Genomic DNA, 21428 nt, shown 5'->3' with positions numbered 1-21428 from the left:
GTTGGCTCCTCCCCCTGCATGCAGGGGGAGGCCGGGAGGGGGTCAGCCCTTCGGTGTGGGCCCCTTTACCGCGGTGACAAACGCGTCGGTGCGGATGTGTTTCGCATAGGCCTGCTGCACGTCCTTGGCGGTGAGCTTCAGGTAGTGCTCGCCGGCGACGGTCATCGCGTTCAACGGCTTGCCTTGCTGCGACAGCGTGAGCAACTGGTGGCCGATGGCGCCGAAGCTGGATTCACGCAGCGGCAGCTGGCGCAGCAGGATGCCCTTGGCGCGCTTCAGGTCGCTGGCGGAGACCGGCGTGGCCTGCATCTGCTTCAGGTCACGCAGCACCATGGCGCGGGCGGCGGCGACCTTGTCCGGATCGCAGCCATAGCTCACGTTGTAGGTACCACGGTGCTTGTCCAGGTCGAAATGGCTGCTGACGGTGTAGACCAGCCCGGCCTTGTCGCGCAGGTCGTGGTAGAAGCGCGAGGCGTAGAAGCCGCCACCCAGCACCTGGTTGCCCAGATTGAGTGCGAAGCGCGCCGGGTCATCGCGGGTGACGTTGACGGTCTGCGCCAGGGTCACGCTGTCCTGCACCGCGCTGCTGTCGGGCACATGCAACTGGCCGACCTTGTTCGGCGGCACCGCGGCGTAGTCCACGTCCGGCTTCGGGCCGCTGGCCTTCCAGCCGCCGAAGGCCTGTTCCACCGCCTGCTTCGCCTGTGCCGGGTCGACCTTGCCGACCACCACGATCGTGGTCATGTCGGGACGGAAGGCCTGTGCGTAGTACTGCTTCACCTTGTCCAGGCTCAGCCCCATCACGCTCTGCGGCGTGGGATGGCGCAGGTCCGGATCGTGGGCCGGGAACAGCGCCTTGGCCAGCCCCAGCTGCAGCAGGGTGCCGGGCGATTGCAGCTCGCCGGCCACGCCGGCGGCGGTCTGGTGCTGGACCACGGCGAAGGCTTGCGCGGGCAACGCCGGATGCAGCTCGCCAGCGGCCAGCAGCTTGATGCCCTCATCGAAGTGCGCCGAAGGCACCGCCAGCGAGAAGCTGGAACCGTTGCTGACATGCGCGCTGATCTGGTCCAGCGCCTGCTGGAACTGCAAGCGGTTCATGTCGGTGGTGCCGAACGGGAACAGGCCGTCGAGCACGTCGGCGACGCCTTCCTCGCCCTTGGGCGCCTGCAGGTCCTGGTTGGTGTTGATGTTGCCGAACACTTCCACCGTGTCGCTGACCGATTCCGGTTGCACGATCAGCTTCAAGCCGTTGGGCAAGGTGTAGCTCACCGGCTTCAGCGCGGAACGCGGCACCTCAAGCTTGGCGAAGGCGTTGGCGGCCCAGCCCGGCAGGGTCACCGGCTTGTCCGGGCTGGACGCGAAGCTTTCCGCGCCGCCGAAACCCTTGCCGGCCACCGGCTTGCCGGAGCTTTGCGGCGTGAGGATGGCGGTGATCGCATGGGCGGGATCGAAGGTGGCCTTGGCCAGCGCGTTCACCTGCGCCGGGGTCACCGCCTCGATCGCCTGCTTGATCTCGTCGGGCGATTCCGCGCCCTGCATCGCCAGCGCGCTCGACCAGGCGTTGGCCAGGCCGTCCACCGAATTCTTCTTGAACTCCAGTGCGGCGATGGCCTTGCGCTTGGCCGCCTCCACCAGTGCCGGGTCGACACCTTTGCTCGCCGCGTCGGCCAGGATCGACTGCATGCGCTTGAGGATAGGCTGCGGGTTGCCGCCGCGAGGGAAGATGCCGATGGCGTAGTCGACGCCGGCATGCGGCAGCGCCTGGCCCATGAAACCGCCGAACAGCGCGGTACCGTCAAAGCGCATGCCGGCCAGCGCGGCGCGCTGCGAACCCAGCGCCTGGCTCAGCACCAGCGAGGTGGCGTAATCCTTCGAGGTCAGGCCCGGCGTGCGATAGGCGATGGCCACCGTGCCGTACGGCGTGTCGGTGGGCAGGCTGACCGTCTTCGCCTGTACCGGCTTGAAGTCGAACGCGGGCTTGGCCGGAACCGTGCGACGCGCGATGCCGCCGAACTCGGCCTTCACCTTGGCCAGCGTGGCGGCCGGGTCGACGTCGCCGGCGATCACCAGGATCGCGTTGTTCGGCGCGTACCAGGTGTCGTGGAATTTTTTCAGCATCGGCGCGGTGGTCTTGTCGAACGACTCGCGCGTGCCCAGCGGCGTGTGCGCGTACGGCGTGCCGGCGAACATCTGCGCCATCAGCTGGGTGCGGAACTTGAACGACGGCGAGGACAGGTCGCGCGAGACCTCCTGCTCGATCGCTCCGCGCTCCTTCGCCCATGCGGCCGGTGCCATGTCCACGCCGCGCATGCGCAGGCTTTGCACGTGCAGCGCCACATCCAGATCCTGCGACGGCGCGACGAAGTAATACTGCGTCACGCCCTGCGTGGTGTCGGCGTTGAACGCGCCGCCCATGTTCGCCGCCACCGCCGCCAGCTGGTCCTTGGAGAGCCCCGGGCTGCCGCGGAACATCATGTGTTCCACCGCGTGCGCCGTGCCGGGGAAACCGGCCGGCACTTCGTCCGAACCGGCCAGGTAATTCATCTCGGTGGTCACCACCGGCGCCAGCGTATCGCGCACGATCACCACGCGCATGCCGTTGTCGAGGGTGGCGCGGGTGACGTTGGCGTCATGCGCGGCGGCCATCGCGCCGGTGGCTGCCAGGCCTAGTGAAATGGCCGCGCTCAGGCGAAGTACTCGTTGCTTCATCGTGCTGTCCTTGTGTGAATGGCGAAAACGGACGCGTGTCTTGCGCCCGAGGTGAAGTCATGCGGTGGGTTTGTTCTTCGCGTTGTCACGCCATGCGCGTGCGGCAGCGAGGATGGGCTCACGGGAATCGCGATGCATCAGATACAGCTGCAGGAAGACCAGCACCAGGCCCACGAACCAGCATGCTGCGCTGATGGCTTTTGGCCAGTGCAGATCGAAGATGCCGGAGGATGCCGACGCCAGCACACAGATCGTGGCCACCAGCCACAGGGTTCGATGGCGTCGGGATGCCGCGCTGCGGTGTTCGTTGATCAGCGTGGACGCCTTGAGAATCGGCAGGCCGAACTCTCGCTGCAAATATCTGACGGTGACGAGTGCCATGCGCATTTCCCTTGTTTGGCATCAATTCGCAAGGAACGGATGCGGCCGTGCCAGCAAGCCGCGCCAACCACGCCGTGCCAGCCACAGCAGCGCCGCCACCAGCACGACCCAGCACGCCAGCAAGCCGTGCTCCAGGGGCGCGAGGCCATCCCATGGATGGTTGTCCGTACCCAGCAATGGAACGAAAGTGCTCAGGCAGAACAACACCGTCAGTACAACGTAAATCGGCGCCAAAACCCCCATGTGCAACTGGCGACCACCCAGCGTGCACAGCACCTGGGCCGCCATCGCACCGATGGCGGCGAACTGGGCCAGCGCTACCAGCAGGATGGCGAGCGGTGGCAAGTGCATGACGATGGCGGCTGCCAGCACACAGGCCAGCAACAACAGCTGGGCCTTGACCGGCGCGCCGAAGGCGGCATGCAGCAGTGCATGCCGGCAAGCGCGGGCATCGCCCAAACCCGGCAGCAGCGCCAGCAGTGGCAGTTCCGCATTCACGCGCTTCCAGCGTTGGTGGATCACCAGTGCAGCCATCGCGGCCAACATAAGGCCGCCGAACACGCCCAGCCAACCCACCACGCCGATACCGATCGACAGCAGTACGGATCGCACGGCATGGCCGTGGCGGGCTTCGCCGGCCTGCATGAATGCCATCACCGGGATGTATAGCAGGATCGGCAACAGCACCGGCGCCGTCGCGCGCAGATGGCCCGCCAGTGTCTTCGGCATGTACCAGCCGCCCAGCGCCACGCGCAATGCGCGTACCGGCGACTGAGGTCCCACCTTGCCGAGATTGGCGCGCGGCTGCATCCAGTCCGGGCGCTGGCGGATCAATTGGCCGCCGTCGAGTTGTTGCAAACCGTTCCATCCGCCAGTCCCGCCCTGGCGGCGGAGTTGCAGCAGCATCGAGCTGGTAAAACCCAGTTCCTTGTCGGCATCGCTGCGCAGCAATTGACGCCAGCGCAGCGCGTCGATCAGCAGCAACACGAGCAGCGCCGCCATGCCCCAAACCAGCCAGCGCGGATCGGACCACGGCGGCAGATGCGCCAGGCGATGCAGCCCGCTACCCAATGCTGGCGCGAAGCCGATCACCATGGCGCACCAGCGCGGCAACAGCACGAAGGCCATGCCACCGGCCATCGCCAGGGCCACCAGTTCGGCCACGTAGCGCATGTCCGCACCGCAGGCGCCCAGCACCAACACCGGCAGCAGCAGGCTCGGCAACGCGTACAGCCACAAGCCGAGCGCCGCCGCCCGCTGCATGCCCGGCAGGCGCAGGCGGCGGGCGTCGATCGCCAACAGCAACATGGTGGGCATCCAGAACGCCCATGCGAACCCCACGCTGAAGCAGTAGACCATCGTGCTGGCCAGCCACCAGTGCGGCTTCGACGAATACACGCCGATGGCCATCGCACCCAGGCTGCAACCCAGCATGAGGAACAGCATCAGCCAGTGCAGCGAACGGCGGCTCGAGCGCCACGGCGCGAGCAGGGCGCTGCCGAGGGCGATGCGCGGTGAGTCAGGAGCGTTCATGTCCATCGATCAGTCCTGCGGCAGGAAGGAATGCGGGCATGCATGCACGGCTATGCCACTTCGTTGGAGATTCACTTGGCGAGTTGTATCGGTTCGTAATGTCGTGATCGCCATGGATTTACCCTCGGACATTCGCCAGAAACGGATGTGGCTGCCGCCGCAATCCCCGCCAGCCACGGAAACCCAGGATCGCCAATGGGATGAGGAAGGTGGCCCATAGCATTCCCATGGCGACGGCCATGCCGGTTTTCAAAATCTGCGCGTGACCGTCGAACAACGGCAGTGCGACGACACTGCTGGCAATGATGACCAGATAGCCATAGATCAGCAGTGTGGTCGCCCATCCGTAACCGATGGCGACATGGCCCAGGACAGACAGATCGAGTGCCACCAGCAGGCCCATGCCGGCCAATTGGCTGAGCAGTAGCAAGACATCGCCATCGACATCCAGATGCAGATGGTCGGCGAGCGCGATCGTCGCCAGCAACAACACGGCTTGCAGGCCGAGCGCGGGGAACAAGCTGGCATGCAGCAGCGCACGCTGCGCTTGTGCGGCATTACCCAGGCCGGGTAATAGAGCCATCAGTGGCACCTCAGCGTTGCTGCGACTCCAGCGACGTCGCAGCAGCTGCGCATGGACGATGGCGACCATGGGGCTGACCATGCCGATGTAGAGCATCAGCATGTCGGCACCACCGATGAGCGAAAGCACATCCGCGTGCCGGTGGTCGCCTTCCAATGACAACCCGAGCAGCACGAAGGCCAGAAGCGCGGTCACCAGAAGAACACCAAGTTGCCGTACGCGGCTGGCCGGTGTCTGTGGCATGCCCCAGCCGCCCAATGCCACGCGCAGGCTGCGCAGCGGGTGACCCGGACCGCAACCGCGCAGATCGACGGTGGGTCGCAGCCAGCGTGCGCGCCCGCCGATTGCTCGCGTATCCGCATCGACGTCAACGCCGTACCAACTGCGGGAGCGCAGGATCAGCAGCAGCGGCCTGCGGCTACCTTGCATGGCGTAGCCTTGGCGCACGCCGCAGCGCCAGCGCCATCCGATCAGCAACCACAGTGCGACCGTGAAGGGTGCGGCCCATGCAAGGAAACCGGTGGGTGATGTCAGTGGCATCGGCAACCAGCGGCTTAAGTGATCGTGGATGTCGGGTGTGACGATGACCAGCACGCCGAGGACGGGTGGCAACGTGGCATACGCCATGCCGAGCCCGGCGCCCAGCGCGATCTCCGTCACGATGGCAGCCCCATTGCCGCCAATCCATGTCAGCAACACGCTGGGCAAGCCGATGCTGAGCAGCGCATACAACGCCAAACTGGCGTTCACCTCGCGACCCAGCGTGGGCAGTCGTAGTCGCCATGCCTCACGTGCCAGCAGCAGCGATTGCGACATCACGCCAGCCCAAAGCAGGGCATCCATGACGGCGACGCCGCGGGCAGCGTTGTTGATCCACGCTGTGCCGGAGCTGTAGCTGAACACGGCAACCAGTACGGTGCCGCCGATGACGGTGGCGGAACATGCCGCCACCACGCTGCGTACCGTTCGCGACCACGCCATCCACGGCAACATCAGTAGCCGCCACGCTTTCACTCGGCAATCTCCACGAACAGATCCTCCAGCCCCAGTGCGTCGATGCGCGCGCCGGGCAGCTTGGCCGCTTCCGGCCACTGGTCGTAGGCATCGCGTTCAATTACCAGGCTCAGGCTGCCGTCTTCGTGGCGGCGTCGGCTGAGTGAGTTGTCGGGCGCGGCGGCGCTCATTTTTGCCGGCAGCCACAGGCGGGCGTAGCGTTCCTTGGTTTCGTCCACGCCACAGCGCAGCAGCAGGCGGCCTTCGTGCAGGAAAGCGATCTCCGAGGCCACGCGTTCCAGGTCGGACACGATATGCGTGGAGAACAGCACGGTGGTGCCGGATTCGCCTGCGCGCAGCGCCACTTCGCGCAACAGCTCGCGACGCGCGACCGGGTCAAGTGCGGCGGCCGGTTCGTCCAGCACCAGCAGTTCCGGCTGCGAGGCCAGCGCGCGAATCAGGTCCACACGCTGGCGCTCGCCCGGCGACAGCTTGGCCAGCAGCTTGTTCGGCGCGATCTTCCAGCGCTCCAGCGTCTTGCGCGCAAACGTGGCATCCCAGCGCGGGTAGAAGCGGCCCACGTAGTCGAGCATCTGCTGCGCGGTGAGCCAGGCCAGCGCTTCGGGTTGCTGCGGCACGTAGGCGAGGCGGGCCTTGCTGTCGTCGGACAGTTTCAGCGCCGGCTCACCGAACACGAAAGCCTCACCGGCCAGTGGTTCGAGCAGGCCGAGCATGGCGCGGATCAGCGTGGACTTGCCCGCCCCGTTGCGTCCGATCAAGCCCAGCACGCTGCCCGGTTCCAGCACCAAGTCCACGCCGGCCAGCACGCTGCTGCCCTCGTAACAATGCGCCAGGCCACGCACGGCAAGCGGTGCGGTGGTGTGTACGGTGTCCTTCAGTACGGCATTCATTGGTCCTTCCCCCAATCTCGGTCAACGGTCGTCGCGATGGTGCGGCGAATGGCATGGTGAGTGATGGCCGATGCCCCTACGCCGGCCTGTGCGAAGCCTTATGGCGGCGGGTGTGCGCCAGCAAATGGGACGTCAGCCGGCACGCGCACCAGCATGGCGCGCAGGTCGATCAGCACGTGCAGCAGCATCGGCAGCAGCAGACTGCCGGTGGCCCAGTACAACCAGGCGAACAGACCACCGAGCGCGGCGGTGGCCAGCACGCCCGTCCAGCCCTGGTAGAGGTGCGCCCAGCCGAACGCCAGCGCAGCCAGCACGATCGGCACGGCGATCGGCGCGTACGGCAGCAGCGCGAACAGCAGGCCGAGGCCGAAACCGCGCCAGATCACTTCCTCGGTGATGCCGGCCGTCACGGCCAGCGCGGCGAAGCTCCAGCGTTCGGCGCGGGTACGCGGAAGCATGCGCAACAGCTTGTCGCCGCCGGCGACACGGGGCGAATGCGTGGGCGTCGCATCCTTGCGTCGGCGCGCCAGCGCCAGCCCGATCACGATGCCGCCCACCGCGGCCAGCGCCGTACCGACCGCGAACCCGGCGATCAGGCTGCTGCCAGCCGCACCGGATGGCAAACCCGTCGGCCAATGCGGTACGCGCAGGCCGAGTTGCGCCGGAGTCCATCCGGCCACGCCCAGGGTCACGAACAATGTGACCAGCAGCAAGATCCAGCCCTGCCATGTCCATTGACGGTAGAAGCGTCGCCGCGCGCCCGGTGCGTCCGCATCCAGCGCGGCCAGCAACTGGCGATGCGCATGGCGGCCCAACAGCGGTTCGGCGGTCAGCAGGTAAAGCGCGAGTACGGCGATGGCGAGCGAGGCAAGCATCTCAATCCCCCAGCAGCTTGGTCAGGCGACGCAAGACGGGTTCGGCGGGCAGCTCCAGTTCGCGCACGTGCCGCGCCAGTTCCAGCAACTGCGGTTCCAGCAAGGCCAGCCGCTGGTGCTGGGTGTGCGAAGCCTTTTGCGTGGCCGCCACCGCCATGCCCTTGCCGCGCAGGCGTTCCAGCAGGCCCTCGCCTTCGGCGATGCCGTAGGCGCGCGACACCGTCATCGGGTTCACCGCGTGGAAACCCGCCATTTCGCGCACCGACGGAAGCAACTCACCCGGCGCGATCTGCCCACCGGCAATCAATCGGCGCAACTGTTCCACGAGCTGGCGGTAAATCGGCTCGGGTGCGGCGGGTTGAATGGTGAACAGCGATGCATCCATGTGTATCAATACAACAATACACTTGAGTGGGTGTCAAGCGTGACTTGTGGCAGGAAGCGTTCGTCAAGAAGCTGTTGGACAAATAGCGAAGACGTGACTGCGCCGAGTTGGCACAAGGAGAGCGGGCCTGACCAGCGCGTCATGCCGCACATGATCGTGCGTATTCATGGCCCTCCTTGAAAACGCCCATCCGTGCTCTGGTTCAAGGCTTTGCCAAGACTGAGTCTAGGCGTCTGGCACTGCGCCTGCGTTTGCATATCCGCATCAGGCTGGCCGCACGATGAGCGGCGATGCCTGCACCCCAAGCCAGCAAGCCATATGCGACGCCAGCCGATGCACTGTCGTCGTTGACGCCCTTCGCAAACAGCAACGCGGCACCGAGGCAGATCACCGGCAGAGGGATCGTGATCATGTCGAGTATGGAACGCCGCAGACTGAACGAGGCGGCTGCTCTGGTAGAAAAAACAAGTCTTGCAAATTCAGCCTCGCCTCCTGCGTGGCGGACCAAGGGGGCCATCTGCATGTTTGAAAAGGCCATCACGCAGGACATTGTCCCAACCACGATCCCGAGAAAGGGCGAGGCAAACGCGAACAGTGCCAGAAGAACCGACGCCAAGACATATTTCCAGCCGAACCGGTGTGCCAGCCAGTTGCCTTCCAGCCGGAGCGTGGGGGTAACCAGGAATGTCGACGTCACGTCCAGCACCCTCCCTGCCAATGCAAATCCGAACGCGTACCAAATGTCTATAGCGCTTGTTGTCGCCATGCCACACCCCTGACTCGACTGGGAGGAATCTTGCACCGAGCACGACAGACATATCCACTGGAAGGGCCGGCCATCGTCCAGTCGCAACCGATGACGTCGTTACGGGACTTTTATCTGATTAGCTTCTCAATCCCATGTCGAGGCAGGTGTTCGTTTCGACCGTTGCCGTTGCCGGGTACCAAAAAGGGCGCGCATCGGCACCGATTGTGGCGCATCGATGCACGGCGTGAGTCGGCTTGCTGATGTTGTGCGCGGGATGCGCCGGAGGGACATGTCGTCCATGTACCCTTGCGGTGTGGAAGGGTGCGGAGGTCCGCGCCGTTGGTTCACTGGATCGGGGGAACACGGAAGATGAGCACGCTGCAACGTTGCATGATCCTCGCCGCCACCTGCGTGCTGGCGTTCATCCAGACCGGCGCTGCGCGCGCCGCCGATGGCGACTTGCAGGTGCGTCGCATCTCGCCGTCGGGCACGAACGTGCAGCCGGGGCAGGAGGCGGTGATTCAGTTCGATCGGGCGATGGTGCCGCTGGGCCACATGGGCCGCGACAGCGCCACGCTGCCGGTGCATATCAAGCCCGATCCGGGTTGCCAGTGGCGCTGGCTGGATACCAGCGAACTAGCTTGCCGCCTGGCCGGGCAGCAACGTTTCAGTCCGGCCACGCGCTACACCATCACCGTCGGCACCGCGCTCAAGGCGATGGACGGCAGCCACTTGGCCGCGCCGGTCACGCAGGATTTCACTACCTGGCGTCCGCAGGTGTTGTGGAGCGAGTTCCGGCACTGGCTGTCGCCGGTGATGCCGCAATACCTGTTGCGCTTCAACATGCGCGTCACCGCCGCCGAAGTGGCGCGACATATCGGTTTCGATGACGGTCACGGCCACGTGGTGGCAGCGAAGGTGACACCGTTCACCAGGAAACGGCAGGGCCCACTGTGGCTGCCGGTGCCGGGTGCGCCGGGCGCCGTGGTCGAGGTGGATGCGCCCAGCCCGGATACCCCGCTGGATGCTCACGCCGACGCCACGCAGGGTCGGCGGGTGTGGCTGGTCAAGCCGGCGCATGCGCTGGCGCCGGCGCAGCATTACACGTTGCTCGCGCAGCCGGGCATGCGCTCGCCGCTGGGCCCGTTGCCGAGCAAGCAGACCGATCTCGATGGCGATACCGGCATCACCACCTACGGCGCCTTCGCCTTCGCCGGCATCGGGTGTCGCGACAGCGGCGACCGTGCACAGATGCAGGCGCCCGGCGATGCCGTCGGTTCGCGTTGTCGCCCGAACAGCCTCAATCTGCTGTTCAGTTCGCCGGTGCCGCGCGCGACGCTGGCGGCGATTCGCTGGAAGCCGTTGCCGATGCCGCGCGATCGGCTGGCGGCGATCTGGCGTGATTACCCGCAATGGTTCCTGCGCGAGCCGCGCAGCCCGACCGATGCCGAGCGTCCGGACAGCTTCCCGCTGACCTTCAAGCTCGATCCGATGCGCGACTACGCCGTGACCGTGCCGGCCGGGGTGAAGGATCGCTTCGGCCGCACGCTGGCCAAGCCGGTGACGCTCACATTCCAGACCGGCCATCGGGTGCCGTTCATCAATCCGCCACCCAGCGAAGCCGTGCTGGAAGCCGGCCAGGCCACCATCGCGCCACTGAGTTTCACCAACCTCGACCGTCTCGATTTCAACTATCGCCGCCTGTTCGCCGGTGATCTGGCAGCCGGCACGTCGCCCGCGCCGGCACAGGATGCGGATCTGCTCAAACGACCCGACCTGGCGGTGGCGCCGGATCGGTTGGTGCGTGGCCGGCTCGGCGTGCGCAAACTGCTCGATGGCCGTTCCGGCGTGCTCTGGGGCACGCTGGACTGGTCGCCGAACCATCCCTGGCAGCCCTATGACTTCATGGGCGAAGTGACGCCGTACCAGGTGCTGGCCAAGGTCGGTCATTTCGACACTCTGGTCTGGGTCAGCCGCCTGGACACGGGGGCGCCGGTAGCCGGCATGCGCGTGGGCATGTACGTCGGGCAGGACAATGCACTGGACCCGCTCGCCCTCGTCGCCGGCAAGCCGGTGTCTACCGACGCCCATGGCGTGGCCGTGTTGCCGGGCGCGGCGACGTTGCCCACGTCCTGGTTCGAGCCGTGGAAGACGCACAAGCACTTCTACATCGGAGCCACCCGCGCCGACACGCTGGCGCTGCTGCCGCTGGACTGGTCGTTCAAGCGCTCGGTAGGTGATGCCAGCCACTACGCCTTCAGCGCCAGCAACGCGCCGGCGCATGGCCACATGCGCGTGTGGGCGGTGACCGAGCAAGGCATCTACAAACCCGACAGCGACGTGCGTTTCATCGCCTTCGTGCGCGACGAAGGCCGCGCCACCCTGGTCGCGCCGCCGGCGCTGGATTACACGCTCCAGATCACCGACCCGACCGGCAACACGGTGCTGGAGAAGAAGCACGTCAAGTTGTCGGACTTCGGCGGCATGGACGGCCAATTGCACATACCGGCTACCGCCACCACTGGCAGCTACAGCATCTCGCTGAGCTGGCCGACCGCCACCGGCACGATCAGCCAGCAGGCCGGGCAGTTCATGGTCACCGACTTCGTGCCTGCCACGTTCCAGGTGCGCGCGTTGTTGCAGGGCACGCGTTTCGGTCCCGGCGAAAAAGTGGATGTGCGCGCCACCGCCGCGCTGCATGCCGGTGGCCCGTACACCGATGCCAAGGTGCGCTTCACCACGCAACTGATCCCGCGCGCCTTTGCACCGGATACACCGGTGGCTGCAGGTTTCGACTTCAACGACGACGAGGCGACCTACGTCGGCCCGACCACCGTGGCACAGACCGAAGGCATGCTCGGCCACGACGGCGCGGCCGCCACGCAGGTGGTGTTGCCGAAGGACAGCCCGGTGCTCTACGGCGATATCGCGGTGGAAGCCGCGGTGGAATCGGCCCGCGCCACCTGGGTGGCCAACAGCGCGCATGCCGTCTACGCCGCGCGCGACCGTTTCGTCGGCGTGCGCACCAGCGACTGGATGCAGATCGCCGGCAAGCCGTTCGACGTACAGTACCTGGTGGTCGATGCGGCGGGCCAGCCGCAGGCCGGCAGCCCGGTGCAGATCGAACTTCAGCGCCAGGTGATCAGCAGCGTGCGGGTGAAGAACGGCGCCGGCGATTTCACGCCCGACCAGAAAGTCGACTGGAAGACCGAGGCCGAATGCAAGGCCAGCTCCGGCAAGGCTCCGGCGAAGTGCGCGTTGACGGCGAAACAAGCTGGCAGCTATCGCATCGTCGCCCACGTCACCGACACCCGCGGCCGCGTGCAGCGCAGCACCCTGTCGACCTGGGTCACCGGTGCCGGTGGCGTGGTCTGGCCGCAAGGCAAGGGCGTCACCCTGGTGCCGGACAAGTCCAGCTACCACGTCGGCGACATCGCCCACGTGCTGGTGCAGAACCCGTATCCGGGCGCCCGCGCGCTGATTACAGTGGAACGCTACGGCGTGCTGTGGAAGAAACTGGTGACGCTGAAGGGCGGCGCGCCGGTGATCGACGTGCCGATCGGCGCGGACTGCTTCCCCGGCGCCTATCTGTCGGTGGCGATCTTCTCGCCGCGGGTCAGCCCGCCGGCGGATCCCGATCTCGGTCGTCCCGAGCTGGCGCTGGGTTACATGGCGCTGAAGGTGAGTGGCAAGGGCAGCGCGTTGAAGGTCGACGTGAAACCCGCAGCGGCGCAGTACAAGCCGCGCCAGACCGTGCAGGTGGACGTCGACGTGCACGGCCAGGATGGCCACGCGCCCGGTAGCACCCGGCTGGTGGCGATCGTGGTCGACCAGTCGGTGGTCGATTTGTTGCAGCAGGGTGCGAAGTACTACGACCCGCTGGCACGCTTCTATGCACCGCCGGACGGCCCCGATGTCACCAACTTCAGCCTGGCCGAGCAGTTGCTGACGCAGTTGCAGCCGAAGGCCGGCAAGGGCGAAAGCCCGGGTGGCGGCGGTGGCGAAAGCGCCGGTCCGAACGTGCGCAGCAACTTCAGCTACGCCACCTACTGGAACGACAAGCTCACCACCGATGCGGCCGGCCACGCGCACTTCAGCTTCACCGTGCCGGACAACCTGACCCGCTGGCGCATCCTGGTGATCGCGATGCGGCCGGGCGCGGAGATGGGCCTGGGCGACGGCAGCGTGCAGGTCAATCTGCCGTTGCAGATCCAGCCGGCCTTGCCAAACCAGATGCATGTGGGCGACCAGTTCGGTGCCGCGTTCAATGTCACCAATCGCACCAGCAAAACCTTGCACGTGCATACCCGCATCGAGGCCAGCGGACCGATCGAAGGCGGCAAGGCCGCGGCGACCGATGCGTTGAAGCTGGGCGCCTTCGGCCACGGCCTGCGCTGGTTGCAGCTGGCGGCGACCGCGCCGGGCAGCATCACGCTCACCGCCAGTGCGCAGGCCGGCAAGCTGGGCGACGCGGTGCGCGCGCAGATTCCGGTGACGATCGCCGGCACCGAGGTGGTGGCGGCCGAGTACGGCAGCACGCTCGGCGCCAGCGCGCAGGTGCCGGTGAAGGTGCCGGCGCAGGCGTTGCCGGGCACGTCGAAAGTGGAAGTGAAACTCGCGCCGACCCTGGTCGGCGGCCTCGACGGTGCCTTCGCGGTATTGCGCGACGACTTGCTGCGCACCTGGGAAATCCGCCTCAGCCGCGGCGTGCTGGCGTCCGATTACCTGCGCCTGAAACCGGTGCTGGGCGATACCGTGACATGGCCGCACGCGGCGAAGGACATCGACGCCACGCTGGCGGCTGCCGCCGATTTCCAGGCGCCGGACGGCGGCATGGCGTTCTGGATTCCGCGCGACCATTTCGTCAGTCCCTACCTCAGCGTCTACACCGCGCTGGCCTTCGACTGGTTCGAGGAAGCCGGTCATCCGGTGCCGGCCTCGGTGCGCGAGCATCTGCAGGGTTATCTGCAGCAGAAGATCCTCGCCAAGGGCGCCAACCCGGATGATGTCGCCGCGCCGGTGTTGCGCGCCGGTGCGATGGCGGCCCTGGCGCCCAGCGGCAAACTGCCGGCGGGTGCGGTGGCCGGCATGCTGCCGGAACTGCCGAAGCTGCGGCTGTTCGGCCAGGCCTTGCTGCTGGATGCGGCGCTGGGCACGCACGACCATGCCAGCGCGCAGGTGATCGTGAAGTCGTTGCTGTCGCACGCCGAGGAATCGGCCGGCGAGATCTCGTTCAACGAGGACGAGCCGGGCATCTACCTCGACCTGCTGGGCACGCCGCTGCGTTCCAACTGCGCCGTGCTCGACGCGCTGTCGCGTTACAAGACCGAGATTGGCGACCAGGGCCTGCTCGGCACCACGCCGCAGAAGTTGATGCGCTGGGTGGCCTCGCGGCGGCGCAATGCCGGCGGCTGGCCGAACAGCCAGGAGAACGTGTTCTGCACCAGCGCCATCGTGCATTACGCCGATGCCTACGAGCCGCCGGTGCACGACTTATCGGCACAGGTGCAGTGGCCCGGGAAGGCGCCGGCCACGGCGACATTCGCGGCGCGCAGCACGCCGGGCACGTCGATCTCGGCGCCCGCGGCGGCGCCAGGCCAGAACTTCAACGTCGACGTGACGCATGGCGGCCAGGGCCGCCTGTACTACAACGTGCTGGTGAGCTACGCGATGGCGCCCGATGCGCTGCCACCGGCCGATGCCGGCTTCACCCTCAAGCGCAGCTACGCCGTGCAGCGCGGTCGCGACTGGGTGCCGGTGGGGCCGGCCAGCGTGCTCAAGCGTGGCGATATCGTGCGCGTGGCGCTGGACGTGGACGCGCCCACCGAACGCCACCACGTGGTGGTGACCGATCCGTTGCCCGGCGCCTTCGAGGCGGTCAACCGGCAACTGGCCACCGCCGCGCAGACCACGCCGTCGGCGCAGCCCGGCTTGTCGGTGCTGATGTTCGACAGTGGCCCGTGGCCGAACATGTCAATCGTCGACGGCGGCTTCTACCACCGCGAGACCGCCTTCGATGCGGTGCGCTTCTATGCCGACGACCTGCCGCCCGGGCATTACCGGCTGGTGTATTCGGCGCAGGTGATCGCGCCGGGTCGGTTCATCGCGCCGGCACCGCAGGTGAAGGAGATCTACCAGCCCGACGTGTTCGGCCGCGGTGCGCCGCAGCACCTGCGCGTGATCTTGCCGGAGAATTGAGGCGATGCGGCGGTGGCTGACAGGACTGGCTGCGCTGGCCGTGGTCGCCGCCGTCGCCCTGGCGGTGGCGACCTGGCGTGCGTTGCCGCCCCTGCCGACGACGCTGGTCTCGGCGGCGCGGTTGTCCGCGCCGCTGCATTTCGTGGCGGCCGACGGCACGCCGCTCAACCGCAGTTATCGCGGCCGCTTCAACCATGTGGATGCGCTGCCGGCGTGGCGCATTCCGGCGCTGCTGCGTACCGCCTTCGTGGCCTCCGAAGACCAGCGCTACTGGCAGCACGGCGGCGTCGACTGGCGTGCGCGTTTCGCGGCGCTGTGGGGCAATTTGCGCGCGGGGCAGGTGCAGCGCGGCGCCAGCACCATCGGCGAGCAGGTGGCGCGCATCCTGCAACCGCGTCCGCATACGTATTGGAGCCACTGGGTCGCCGGTATCGAGGCGGGCCGCCTGTTGCGCCGCTTCGGCCATGCGCAGGTGCTGGATTTCTACCTCAACCAGGTGCCGTACGGCGCGCGCCGGCGCGGCGTGGCACCGGCGGCGCACTATTACTTCGGGCGCGATCCGGACGCACTTGATCCGGCCGAACAACTGTCGTTGGCGGTGCTGGTGCGCTCGCCCAGCCGCTACGATCCGCGTCGGCATCCGCAGGCCTTGCGCCAGGCCGTGGATCAGCTGGCCGGACGCATGCGCGCAAGCGGAGCGATCGACGCGACGCAGGCCGAGGCGATTCGACGTGCGCCGATCCAGCCCGGCCAACAGGCGCTGGCGGTCGAAGCCGGCCCGTTCGTCTTGCATGCTGCCGAACGCGCCCGTGCGCTGGGCCTCACTGGCCCGGTGCTGAAGACCACGCTCGACCCGGACCTGCAGCGTTTCGTCCAGCAGGTGCTGGGTCAGCGCGTGCGCACCCTGGCCACGCGCGGCGTGCGCAACGCCGCGGCGCTGGTGGTCGACAACGCCACCGGCGCGGTGCTGGCCTGGGTGGTGGCGCCGCAGGATGGCCCGTTCGCGATCGACGCCGTGCTGGCGCCGCGCCAGCCCGGTTCCACCTTGAAACCGTTCGTCTATGGTCTGGCGATGGCACGCCTGGGCTGGCAACCGGACATGGTGATCGAGGACACCCCGCTGGCCGAGAACGTCCGCGAAGGCCTGCATCGTTATCGCAACTACAGCGGCCGCTACTACGGCAAGGTCAGCCTGCGTTACGCGCTGGCCAACTCGCTCAACATCCCCGCGGTGAAGACGGCGCAGGCGGTGGGCGTGCCGACAATCCTGGATCTGCTGCACCGGCTCGGCTTCGGCACCTTCGACCAGACGGCCGATTTCTACGGCCCGGCGATCGTGCTGGGCGATGGCGGCGTGCGTCTGTTCGACCTGGTGCAGGGCTACGCGAGTCTGGCCCGGCACGGCCGCTACCTGCCGTTGCACGTGCTGGCGGATACCCCGCAGCCCGATCCGGTGCCGGTGTTGCCGGCGCCGGTCACCTCGCTGCTGGCCAGCATCCTGTCCGACCCGAATGCACGCAGCGCCGAATTCGGTGCCGACAGCGTGCTCGACCTGCCGGTGCCCACGGCGGTGAAAACCGGCACCTCCAGCGACTACCGCGACATCTGGGCCATGGGCTTCGATGACCGCTACACCGTCGGCGTGTGGATGGGCCGGCTGGATGGCGGTTCCACCGATGGCCTGACCGGCTCCAGCGGCCCGGCGCCGGTGCTGCGGCAGATCTTCGCGCGCCTGCGCACCGCCGCGCCGTATGCCGGCTTGTGGCACAGCCCGGTGTTGCAGCCGGTGCACACCTGCGAGTGGATCGGGCCGCCGCCGTGCGTGCAGCGCGACGACTGGCATCTGGGCGACGTGCACGCGCCCGTGTCTGCGCCATCGACCACGACGCGTCGCGTGGCCATCGCCCGTCCGCTGCCCGGCGAAATGCTGGCCATCGATCCGCGCCTGCCGGCGGCCACTCAGCGCTACCGCTTCTCCCTCGACACGGCCGGACAGGCGATCAAGCGTGTCGTCTGGCAACTGGACGGCAAGCCGCTCGCCACCACCACGGAGGCCGCCACTTCATGGCAGATCGTGCCCGGCCCGCACACGCTCAGCGCCCGTGTCTGGCTTGATGACGGGAATCCCGGCCACGCGCTGGAACTCGGCCCGGTCGCGTTCAGCGTGCTGGGGCAGGCGCCGCCGCATGAGGGAAGTCCCGAATAACGCGTTTTTGTAGGAGCGCACCCTGTGCGCGATGCCTTTCGTCACGTTATGAGAAAGCATCGCGCACAGGGTGCGCTCCTACCGGCGGCTTCGACAGGGTTTTTGAGGTTGCCATTCGAGGCGCCCCACCGCCGCTCGTCCGCCCTGTGCTGCGGACCTGTCACGCCGCATCCCCTACAATGACGCGATGAAAATCGCTTCCTGGAACGTGAATTCGCTGAACGTGCGCCTGCCGCACCTGCTGCAATGGCTGGCCGATGCCCAGCCGGACGTGGTGGCGCTGCAGGAAACCAAGCTGGAGGACGCGAAGTTTCCCGCCGATGCGCTGGCCGCGGCCGGCTATCGCAGCGTGTACTCCGGACAGAAGACCTACAACGGCGTGGCGATCCTGGCCCGCGACGAACTGCATGACGTGGTCACCGACATTCCCGGGCTGGACGATCCGCAGCGGCGCATCCTCGCCGCCACCGTCGGCGATGTGCGTGTGGTTGATCTCTACGTGGTCAACGGCAAGGCCGTCGGCGACGAGAAATACGCCTACAAGCTGCACTGGCTGGAACGCGTGCACGCGTTCCTCGAGGGCGAGCTGGCGCGCCATCCGAAACTGGTGGTGCTGGGCGATTTCAACATCGCGCCGGACGACCGCGACGTGCACGATCCGGTGGCCTGGGGCGAGGACATCCTGTGCTCGCCGCCCGAGCGCGCGGCGCTGAAGGCGATCACCGACCTCGGCCTTGCCGACAGCTTCCGCCTGTTCGAATCCGCCGGCGAGCACTACAGCTGGTGGGACTATCGACAAGCCGCGTTCCGGCGCAACATGGGCCTGCGCATCGACCTGATCCTGATCAGCGAGGCACTGAAAGCCGCGGCCGCGGCGGCCGCCATCGACCGTACGCCGCGTGGCTGGGAACGGCCCTCCGACCACACGCCGGTAACGCTGGACCTGGACCTGTGATGAGTACGAAAACCGATTGGCCCAGCTCGCTGGACGACAACGAACTGGACGAACTGGACCGCTACCTGCGCGCGCATGCGCAGGAAGGCGACGGTCGCCTGCTGCTCGACGGCGTGCACGGCATGCTCAGCGCGCTGGCTGTCGGCCCGCTGCAGGTATTGCCCGAGGAGTGGCTGCCCGAAGTGCTGCACGAGCCGTTCACCAGCGAGGCCGAAGGCAACCGCGTGCTGGCGCTGCTGGCCAAGCTCAACGACTCGATCAGCGCCGAAATAGACGTGGATGCCTACGAGCCGATCCTCGGCGAGGTGGAAGCCGAACCGATGCCGGTGCTGTCCGCCGCGGGCTGGTGCGAAGGCTTCAGCCGCGGCATCGATCTGCGTGCCGGCCTGTGGGAAAAACGCCTGGCCGACGACCCGTCACTGATGGAATTGCTCGGCCCGGTGATGGCGCTGGCCGTGGACGAAGGCGTGCTCAGCGCCGACGCCACCTTCGACAAGCTCGGCGACGAGGAATACGACGAGTGCCTGTCGCGACTCCCGGCCGTGCTGGTCGCGGTAAGCCACTACTGGTACGAACACCCCGCCACCGAAGAAGAACTCGAAGCGCTGGTGACGGAGCCCGCCAGCGAGGACGATGCGCAACATCCGCCGCGGCAGCGCAGTGGGCATTGGGTGCATTGAGGCAGCGCGCGCAGTGACGCTTTGGTAGGAGCCCGTTCACGGGCGATGCTTTTCCGAGCTCCGCGTTCCGCAGAAAGGCATCGCCCGCGAGCGGGCGCCGGCCGGTCGTTTCGACGCCGGCGCTGATCTCAGGTCCCATCGCCGCGCAAGGTCAGCACCTCGACGCCATCGCGGGTCACTGCCACGGTGTGCTCGAATTGCGCGGACAACTTCCGGTCCCGGGTGACGACCGTCCATCCATCCGGCTCCGTCGAAACCATGCGGGTACCCTGATTGAGCATCGGCTCGATGGTGAACACCATTCCTTCTCGCAATTTCAGGCCGGCGCCCGGCCGGCCGTAATGGAGCACCTGGGGGTCCTCGTGCATCTCCCGGCCGATGCCATGTCCGCAATATTCCCGCACGACGGAATAGCCATTCTTCTTGGCGTGCCGCTCGATCGCGAAACCGATGTCGCCCAGGTGCGCACCGGGGCGAACCTGCTTTATCCCCTGCCACATCGCCTCTTGCGTCACCCGCACCAACCGTCGCGCAGCCGGTGGCACGTGGCCCACGAGATAGGTCTTGCTCGAATCCGCAATGAAGCCGTGCTTTTCCAGCGTGATGTCGAGATTGATGATGTCGCCATCACGGATGATCTCGTCCGGATCGGGCACGCCATGGCACACGACATGGTTGATCGAGCAGTTCAGGACATACTTGAAACCGTACTGCCCCTTGCTCGCCGGCCGCGCGGCAAGATCCACCGTGATGAATCGCTCGACCAGGTCGTTGACCTGCATTGTCGACAGCCCGGCAAGCGCCTGCGTGTCCAGCATCTCGAAAACCGATGCGAGCAGCTTGCCCGATGTCCGCATGAGCGCAAGCTCATCGGGGCTCTTGACCACGTCAGGCAACCGCTCTGCCAGCCATCTTCATTTGCGCACTCTCGAGTTGCATCTTCACGATGTCGTTGAAGGACAGGGTGGGATTCGCCTCGGCAAGCATCCCGACCTTCATCCAGAACTCGGCCTGGGCATTGATCGAGCGGCACATGACCGTACTGGCCCGGCGAGCGTCTTCGTGAAGCTCGTCTTCGATTTTTACGATGCCCATCGAGTGCTCGGCAGAAAGTTGGAATATACGAATCATATATGTTTCGTATATTCATGTTCAATGGGGATGATCCAAGAATTTCCGGCTTGATGGTCATGGGATTTGGACTCGGACGCCTCTCTGCTTGCACCCCACTAACACTCCCCACGCAACAATCCGTTCGCATAACGGGGCTTGGACAATCCCTCGCGCGGGATCATCTTGGCGGCATCCATTTCCCACGGGAGACTGTCATGAGTGAGCGTCGCATTCTTCGCCGCATCCGCGGCACCGATACTGCCGATGGGGCGGGGGTCAAGCTCAAGCGCATCATCGGGCAGCCGGGGTTGGACATGCTCGATCCGTTTCTGTTGCTGGACGAGTTTCGTTCGGACAGTGCGGACGATTACATCGCCGGCTTCCCGGAGCATCCGCATCGCGGCTTCGAGACGGTGACGTACATGCTGGCCGGGCACATGCAGCATGGCGACAACAAGGGCAACCGCGGGGATCTGGTGCCAGGCAGCGTGCAGTGGATGACGGCCGGTCGCGGCATCCTGCATTCGGAGATGCCGCAGCAGGAAAACGGCCTGATGTGGGGTTTCCAGTTGTGGGTGAACCTGCCGGCGGCGGACAAGCTGACCGATCCACGCTACCAGGACATCGGCCCCGAACGCATCCCGAGCGTGCAGCCGGCTGAAGGCGTCACGGTGAAGGTGATCGCCGGCGAGCTGGCCGGCGTCACCGGTCCGGTGGCTGGCATCACGACGGCGCCGGTGTATCTGGATATCGCGCTGGAACCCGGTGCGCAGGTGACGATTCCGTTGCCGGAAGGTCATCATGGTTTTGCCTATGTGTTCGATGGTGCGGATGCGCAGGTGGCCGGTCAGATCCTGCGACGCAGCGAGCTGGCGGTGCTGTCCGAGGGCGACAGCCTGGTCGTGGGCGGCAACGAGGCGCCGGCGCGGGTATTGCTGGTTGCCGGCCGGCCGCTGGCCGAACCGGTGGCGCGTTACGGCCCGTTCGTGATGAACACGACCGAGCAGATCCACGAGGCGATTGCCGACTTCCGCGCCGGCCGTTTCTGATATATCGCAGGTGCTGGCTATCCCGATCACCGTCACGGCGTGACCGGGTTCGGCATGGGGCGCCGATGCCGAACTCGCCGGTGGACCGGTTGAAGCCCGGCACCATCCG

At 66.7% G+C, this 21428-nt stretch carries 15 protein-coding genes; 5 read left to right on the top strand and 10 right to left on the bottom strand.

The window, feature by feature from the left end; genetic code table 11:
- Positions 1-42: 42 nt before the first annotated feature.
- The 8 genes from AB7849_RS16745 to AB7849_RS16710 all read right to left on the bottom strand — a co-directional run bounded on the left by AB7849_RS16745 (position 43) and on the right by AB7849_RS16710 (position 9136).
- The gene (locus tag AB7849_RS16745; RefSeq protein WP_037100227.1) at positions 43-2709 is read right to left on the bottom strand and encodes a M16 family metallopeptidase; all 2667 of its coding nucleotides are present in this window, start codon (positions 2707-2709) and stop codon (positions 43-45) included.
- Between the two features lie 57 nt (positions 2710-2766).
- Positions 2767-3090 carry a hypothetical protein gene (locus AB7849_RS16740; RefSeq protein ID WP_008212400.1) on the bottom strand — a complete coding sequence of 108 codons (324 nt, stop codon included), beginning with the start codon at positions 3088-3090 and terminating at the stop codon, positions 2767-2769.
- Between the two features lie 21 nt (positions 3091-3111).
- Positions 3112-4623: a hypothetical protein gene (locus AB7849_RS16735; RefSeq protein ID WP_157618099.1), complete on the bottom strand. Its 1512-nt coding sequence runs from the start codon at positions 4621-4623 to the stop codon at positions 3112-3114.
- A gap of 118 nt (positions 4624-4741) precedes the next feature.
- Entirely contained in the window at positions 4742-6220 is a 1479-nt protein-coding gene (locus tag AB7849_RS16730; RefSeq protein ID WP_008212404.1) for a hypothetical protein, read from the bottom strand.
- Positions 6217-7110, bottom strand: a complete 894-nt coding sequence (locus AB7849_RS16725) for an ABC transporter ATP-binding protein (protein WP_008212406.1) — start codon at positions 7108-7110, stop codon at positions 6217-6219. The genes AB7849_RS16730 and AB7849_RS16725 overlap by 4 nt, the downstream gene beginning before the upstream one ends.
- Positions 7111-7208: 98 nt before the next feature.
- Positions 7209-7985, bottom strand: a complete 777-nt coding sequence (locus AB7849_RS16720; protein WP_008212407.1) for a CPBP family intramembrane glutamic endopeptidase — start codon at positions 7983-7985, stop codon at positions 7209-7211.
- 1 nt (position 7986) lies between these two features.
- The gene (locus tag AB7849_RS16715) at positions 7987-8370 is read right to left on the bottom strand and encodes a GntR family transcriptional regulator (protein ID WP_008212409.1); all 384 of its coding nucleotides are present in this window, start codon (positions 8368-8370) and stop codon (positions 7987-7989) included.
- Positions 8371-8572: 202 nt separating this feature from the next.
- On the bottom strand, positions 8573-9136 hold the full coding sequence (locus AB7849_RS16710) for a hypothetical protein (protein WP_008212410.1): 564 nt from the start codon (positions 9134-9136) through the stop codon (positions 8573-8575).
- Between the two features lie 351 nt (positions 9137-9487).
- On the opposite strand from AB7849_RS16710, the gene AB7849_RS16705 reads away from it, so the two are divergent.
- The 4 genes from AB7849_RS16705 to AB7849_RS16690 all read left to right on the top strand — a co-directional run bounded on the left by AB7849_RS16705 (position 9488) and on the right by AB7849_RS16690 (position 19157).
- Positions 9488-15316 (top strand): MG2 domain-containing protein, encoded by a 5829-nt coding sequence (locus AB7849_RS16705; RefSeq protein WP_369501416.1) that lies wholly within the window; start codon positions 9488-9490, stop codon positions 15314-15316.
- 4 nt (positions 15317-15320) lie between these two features.
- Positions 15321-17522, top strand: a complete 2202-nt coding sequence (locus AB7849_RS16700; protein ID WP_369501415.1) for a transglycosylase domain-containing protein — start codon at positions 15321-15323, stop codon at positions 17520-17522.
- Between the two features lie 187 nt (positions 17523-17709).
- A complete protein-coding gene (gene xth, locus AB7849_RS16695) occupies positions 17710-18477 on the top strand; it encodes an exodeoxyribonuclease III (RefSeq protein WP_008215330.1) in 768 nt (255 codons plus the stop codon).
- Positions 18477-19157 (top strand): YecA/YgfB family protein, encoded by a 681-nt coding sequence (locus tag AB7849_RS16690; RefSeq protein WP_008215331.1) that lies wholly within the window; start codon positions 18477-18479, stop codon positions 19155-19157. Before xth ends, AB7849_RS16690 begins: the two co-directional genes overlap by 1 nt.
- A 128-nt stretch (positions 19158-19285) precedes the next feature.
- Here the strand turns inward: AB7849_RS16690 and map are convergent, their stop codons facing one another.
- Both map and AB7849_RS16680 read right to left on the bottom strand, forming a co-directional pair.
- Positions 19286-20044: a type I methionyl aminopeptidase gene (gene map / locus AB7849_RS16685; RefSeq protein ID WP_037101908.1), complete on the bottom strand. Its 759-nt coding sequence runs from the start codon at positions 20042-20044 to the stop codon at positions 19286-19288.
- Between the two features lies 1 nt (position 20045).
- Positions 20046-20288, bottom strand: a complete 243-nt coding sequence (locus AB7849_RS16680) for a ParD-like family protein (RefSeq protein WP_008215336.1) — start codon at positions 20286-20288, stop codon at positions 20046-20048.
- A 197-nt stretch (positions 20289-20485) separates the two neighbouring features.
- On the opposite strand from AB7849_RS16680, the gene AB7849_RS16675 reads away from it, so the two are divergent.
- A complete protein-coding gene (locus AB7849_RS16675) occupies positions 20486-21319 on the top strand; it encodes a pirin family protein (protein ID WP_008215338.1) in 834 nt (277 codons plus the stop codon).
- Positions 21320-21428 lie beyond the last annotated feature (109 nt).

Origin of the sequence: Rhodanobacter sp. FW021-MT20, assembly GCF_041107475.1 — a bacterium.
GTDB classification, from domain to species: Bacteria; Pseudomonadota; Gammaproteobacteria; order Xanthomonadales; family Rhodanobacteraceae; genus Rhodanobacter_A; species Rhodanobacter_A glycinis.
This window is presented reverse-complemented; position numbering and strand designations above follow the sequence as displayed.

Coding starts and splice junctions, on each gene's coding strand:
- AB7849_RS16735 (WP_157618099.1), bottom strand. CDS start 4,623: ATGAACGCTCCTGACTCACCGCGCATCGCCCTCGGCAGCGCCCTGCTC.
- AB7849_RS16720 (WP_008212407.1), bottom strand. CDS start 7,985: ATGCTTGCCTCGCTCGCCATCGCCGTACTCGCGCTTTACCTGCTGACC.
- AB7849_RS16680 (WP_008215336.1), bottom strand. CDS start 20,288: ATGATTCGTATATTCCAACTTTCTGCCGAGCACTCGATGGGCATCGTA.
- AB7849_RS16725 (WP_008212406.1), bottom strand. CDS start 7,110: ATGAATGCCGTACTGAAGGACACCGTACACACCACCGCACCGCTTGCC.
- AB7849_RS16700 (WP_369501415.1), top strand. CDS start 15,321: ATGCGGCGGTGGCTGACAGGACTGGCTGCGCTGGCCGTGGTCGCCGCC.
- AB7849_RS16710 (WP_008212410.1), bottom strand. CDS start 9,136: ATGGCGACAACAAGCGCTATAGACATTTGGTACGCGTTCGGATTTGCA.
- AB7849_RS16740 (WP_008212400.1), bottom strand. CDS start 3,090: ATGGCACTCGTCACCGTCAGATATTTGCAGCGAGAGTTCGGCCTGCCG.
- xth (WP_008215330.1), top strand. CDS start 17,710: ATGAAAATCGCTTCCTGGAACGTGAATTCGCTGAACGTGCGCCTGCCG.
- AB7849_RS16715 (WP_008212409.1), bottom strand. CDS start 8,370: ATGGATGCATCGCTGTTCACCATTCAACCCGCCGCACCCGAGCCGATT.
- AB7849_RS16675 (WP_008215338.1), top strand. CDS start 20,486: ATGAGTGAGCGTCGCATTCTTCGCCGCATCCGCGGCACCGATACTGCC.
- AB7849_RS16705 (WP_369501416.1), top strand. CDS start 9,488: ATGAGCACGCTGCAACGTTGCATGATCCTCGCCGCCACCTGCGTGCTG.
- AB7849_RS16745 (WP_037100227.1), bottom strand. CDS start 2,709: ATGAAGCAACGAGTACTTCGCCTGAGCGCGGCCATTTCACTAGGCCTG.
- AB7849_RS16690 (WP_008215331.1), top strand. CDS start 18,477: ATGAGTACGAAAACCGATTGGCCCAGCTCGCTGGACGACAACGAACTG.